Source organism: Actinosynnema sp. NPDC059797 (assembly GCF_042732085.1).
Lineage (GTDB): Bacteria > Actinomycetota > Actinomycetes > Mycobacteriales > Pseudonocardiaceae > Actinosynnema.
Genome location: NZ_JBHWIE010000558.1, coordinates 1 through 3,457, shown reverse-complemented (window position 1 = coordinate 3,457; position 3,457 = coordinate 1). Strand labels below are relative to the sequence as shown.

At 72.5% G+C, this 3,457-nt stretch carries 2 protein-coding genes; one reads left to right on the top strand and one right to left on the bottom strand.

Going from position 1 to position 3,457, the window contains the following annotated elements; genetic code table 11:
* Window positions 1-331: 331 nt before the first annotated feature.
* Window positions 332-1,552: a cytochrome P450 gene (locus ACFV4N_RS41550; RefSeq protein ID WP_499678192.1), complete on the bottom strand. Its 1,221-nt coding sequence runs from the start codon at window positions 1,550-1,552 to the stop codon at window positions 332-334.
* A gap of 505 nt (window positions 1,553-2,057) precedes the next feature.
* Between ACFV4N_RS41550 and ACFV4N_RS41545 the strand changes: the two genes are divergently transcribed.
* A complete protein-coding gene (locus tag ACFV4N_RS41545; protein ID WP_499678191.1) occupies window positions 2,058-3,434 on the top strand; it encodes a glycoside hydrolase family 6 protein in 1,377 nt (458 codons plus the stop codon).
* Window positions 3,435-3,457 lie beyond the last annotated feature (23 nt).

Sequence of the window (3,457 nt, the reverse complement as noted above, 5' to 3'; positions counted from 1 at the left end):
GGAGTTTCGGGTTCCCCCGGCGGGGGCCCTTTACCCTATGAGGTGGGGGCACCCGGGCGGGCCGGGGCCCGCAACCGGGACGGATTTCAGTCGCTGTCCCCCTCGAACAAGGTGACCTGCCAGTCCGGCAGCACCGCCACCTCGTCCGCCAGCAGACCGACGATGGGGAGGCCGGGAAGTTCGCTCATGGTTTTTCCTTTCGTCGCACCCTCGGGGCAGCGTAGGGGGCGGCCACTTCCATCGCCACGCAGCTAATCAATTAGGGTGAAAAACAGATTGTCCGCGCAAGGGTGAGATCGGAAAACGCCGGATCCGGTGCCCGGCTTTCCCGTCAGCCGCGGGCAACCGACCGGGTCGGGGCGTTCCAGCGGACCGGGAGCGCGGTGAGCGTCCGCATGGTCGGGGTGACCGCCCAGGCCAGGTCCCGTTCGTCCAGGGCGAGTGACAGGCGCGGTGCGCGCCGGGCCAGCGCGCGCAGGGCCGCCCGCATCTCGACGCGGGCCAGGTGCGCGCCGAGGCAGTGGTGCGTGCCGTGGCCGAAGGACAGGTGCCGGGCGCGGGTGCGGTCCGGGGCGAACCGGCGCGGGTCCGCGAAGGCGGCGTCGTCGCGGTTGGCCACCGGTAACAGGGCGGTGACCCGGTCGCCGGGTTCGATCCGCGCGCCGGCGAGCCGGACCGCCGAGGTGGCGACCCTGGTCATGCTGAAGTTCACCGAGGGGCTGTAGCGCAGGGACTCCTCGACCACGCCGGCCAGGAGGTCCGGCCGCCGGTCCAGCCCGGCGAGCAGGCCGGGCCGGGACAGCGCGCACAGCACGGCGTTGGCGATCTGCGCCGCGGCCAGGGCGTGCCCGTCGAAGAAGAGGGAGGCCGCCACCCCGGTCAGCTCGGTGGCGTCGAGCAGCCCCCGGTCCCGGTGCGCGGACAGCAGTTCGGCGAACAGGCCGGTCGGGGGGTCGTCGGTGTCGGCCAGCAGGGCCGACACCTCCTCGTGCAGCAGCAGCTCCCCCCGGTAGACCTCGGTGCGCGAGGCGCCGGGCGCGCCCAGGCGCGCGGTGGCCAGTTCCCGGATGGCCGTGCGGCGGGACGCCGGCACGCCGAGCAGTTCGGCCTGCGCGGCGAAGGTCAGCGGCGCGCAGAGGTCGGCGAGCAGGTCCGCGGTCGGCGCGGCGGCGATCAGCCCGTCCAGCAGCTCCTCCGCGGTGCGCTCGACGTGGCCGCGCAGCCGCTCGGTGCGCCGGGCGGAGAACGCGCCGCCGATCAGGGCGCGGATCCGGGTGTGCGACGGCGGGTCGAGGTCGGTGACCGACATCCTGGTCGCGGGGCCGCGCGGGTGCTGCGCCTCGGCCAGGACCGCCCGGCTGAACCGGTGGTCGCGCAGGAAGTCCCGGGCCTCCTCGTAGCCGGTCACCAGCCACTCGCGCCCGCCGTCGGCGGTGTCCCGCGCGGTGACCGGGCAACCGCGCCCGACCTCGACGCCGTCCCCGACCAGGTGCCGGTGCCGCCGTCCCTCGACGAACTCGACGCCGCCGAGACCTCGCGTGACGTCGCGCATCAGGCGCTCCCCGGTCGCGCGGGACCGGGCGGGGCTTCCCCGGCGGGTGCGGGAAGGGCGTCGCCACCCCCGGAGGAGTGGATCACGCGGCGCGGCACGGACCCACCGTAGATGGCTGATCACGAACCGTCATAGGTGCTTTCGGGTCACGGGTCCGACCGCGCGCCGGTGCGCGCTCCAGGGCCGCACCCGGGCGGCGCGCCGGGCGGCCATGGGTCTGCCCGCGCGCCGGTGCGCGGCGGGGCGGTGCGGCTGCGCGAGCAGGGGGCTCCCGCCGCCGGCCGACGCGGGGGTTTCCGCGGCCGACGCGTTCGAAGGAGAATTCGAGTCGAATTCTAGTCGGGCCGATATTTCGCGCCGACGAAAATCCCGGGCTATTGATCGACTGCGGTGGTGAACTTCGAACAGCTCTTCACGGGTCACGTCCTCCCTGCTACGGTCGGTCGACCGGGAACATTCCCGAAATCCGCCGCCCGCACTGATCTGAACAGGATCGGAGATGCCGATGGAGTCATCTTCAAAGCGGTTCCGGAAACAGGGGTCGCGTCGCGGGATCGCGGTGGCGGCGGTCGCCGCCCTCATTTCGGCGGTGCTGGTGGGCGCCGGTCCCGCCACCGCGGACGTCACCGCGGCGGCACGGGTCGACAACCCGTACGCCGGCGCCTCGGTGTACGTCAACCCGGACTGGGCGGCCAAGGCCCGCGCCGACGGCGGTTCCGCCATCGCCAACCAGCCGACCTTCATCTGGCTGGACCGGATCGCCGCCATCGACGGCGTGCCGGGCGCCCGCGGGCTGCGCGCGCACCTGGACAACGCGGTGAGCCAGGCGGGCGGGCGGCAGGTGGTGGTCCAGTTCGTCATCTACAACCTGCCCGGTCGCGATTGCGCGGCGCTGGCGTCCAACGGCGAGCTGGGGCCGGACGACCTGCCCCGGTACAAGACCGAGTACATCGACCGGATCGCCGCGATCATGGGCGAGTCGAAGTACGCGAACCTGCGCATCGTGACGATCATCGAGATCGACTCGCTGCCCAACCTGGTCACCAACGTCGGCGGCCGGCCCACCGCCACCGCCATGTGCGACCGGATGCTGGCCAACGGCAACTACGTCAACGGCGTCGGCTACGCGCTGGCCAAGCTCGGCGCGATCGGCAACGTCTACAACTACATCGACGCCGCCCACCACGGCTGGATCGGGTGGGACGACAACTTCGGCGCCTCCGCGACGCTGTTCGCCCAGGCCGCCCGCGCCTCGGGCAGCACGGTCGACAACGTCACCGGGTTCATCTCGAACACGGCGAACTACGGCGTCCTCAAAGAGGACCACTACACCGTCAACGACACCGTGAACGGCACGTCGGTGCGCCAGTCGAAGTGGGTGGACTGGAACCGGTACGTGGACGAGCTGTCGTTCGTGCAGGCCTTCCGCACGCAGTTGATCAGCGCCGGCTTCCGGTCGGACATCGGCATGCTGGTCGACACCTCCCGCAACGGCTGGGGCGGCTCCCAGCGCCCCACCGCCAAGGGCCCGACGACCAGCGTCGACGCCTACGTGGACGGCGGTCGCTACGACCGGCGCATCCACCTGGGCAACTGGTGCAACCAGTCCGGCGCGGGCATCGGCGAGCGCCCGAGGGCGAACCCGGCGACGGGCGTGGACGCCTACGTGTGGGCCAAGCCGCCGGGCGAGTCCGACGGAGCCAGCCGGGAGATCCCGAACAACGAGGGCAAGGGCTTCGACCGCATGTGCGACCCGACCTACGGCGGCAACGCCCGCAACGGCAACAACCCGTCCGGCGCGCTGGCCAACGCCCCGCTGTCCGGCCACTGGTTCTCCGCCCAGTTCCGCCAACTGCTGGCCAACGCCCACCCGCGGCTCTAGTTCGCGGCGGGCACGGCCGACCC

Bases quoted from the DNA above. Each gene is read 5' to 3' on its own strand.
- ACFV4N_RS41550 (WP_499678192.1), bottom strand. From the start codon at position 1,552: ATGCGCGACGTCACGCGAGGTCTCGGCGGCGTCGAGTTCGTCGAGGGA.
- ACFV4N_RS41545 (WP_499678191.1), top strand. From the start codon at position 2,058: ATGGAGTCATCTTCAAAGCGGTTCCGGAAACAGGGGTCGCGTCGCGGG.